General features: G+C 36.1%; 1 rRNA gene. It reads right to left on the bottom strand.

Annotated features, from left to right (window positions below):
- Positions 1-705: 705 nt before the first annotated feature.
- Positions 706-805, bottom strand: a 23S ribosomal RNA gene (locus DWY89_RS14170); the annotation flags it as partial.

The raw sequence follows: 805 nt of genomic DNA, 5'->3' as shown, positions 1-805 counted from the left end.
GTCAACGATTTTTCTATATTTGTTATTCTTTTTATTTTGTTGTGATTTTTTAGAATATTTTGTCATTTCTATTTATTTCACACATACTAAATTAAAAAATCAGTAGCATTCCCACCAGCTTATTTTGATCCTTCTTGCGGAAATGCCGCTGATTTATTTTGCGCCATTTTCTTCTATTATCATATATACAACTATTTGCTCTCTTCTCTTTCCAAACACTACAGTAACGAGATTGCGGTGTGCCATTTTTCAAAACTGTACATAATATATAATTTTAATAATGGGTATGGAAGAAAGCGACTGAAAAATCCAGATACCGCCTGTTTGAGAAGCTCACTTCCCTGTTTCAGGAAATTAATCTTGAGCTTCAATACACGGGGATAAAGTTCAGTATTAATACAGAATACTCGCCAGAATACTTAAAGGAAGCCGCATCGAAATACACAGAAATCTGACAGTTGGATGAAACAACGTTTATCGCCGGTAAAGGACATCGAAAGTCAGTCCAGCAGCGCCATTATGAAAAACTTAAGGAATATCTGCCAAATTGGAATTCCCTATTACACAAAAAAACCGTCATACATTTCTGTACAACGGTCTTCTTTATATATCTTCAAAACTGCACACTGAATTTCTTCTACTCTCTATCTTTCATCCTTCAGGAAATAACTTCCTCTTACCTATCCAATTCTTAACCATAACCTTTTGGTTAAGCCCTCGACCGATTAGTAACAGTCAGCTTCATGCATTACTGCACTTCCACCTCTGCCCTATCTACCTCGTCGTCTTCAAGGGGTCTTACTAC

The sequence above is a fragment of the Clostridium sp. AF27-5AA genome, assembly GCF_003478415.1.
GTDB lineage: Bacteria > Bacillota > Clostridia > Lachnospirales > Lachnospiraceae > Otoolea > Otoolea fessa.
The sequence above is the reverse complement of the archived record's forward strand: the minus strand, read 5'-3'. Positions and strand labels throughout refer to the sequence as shown.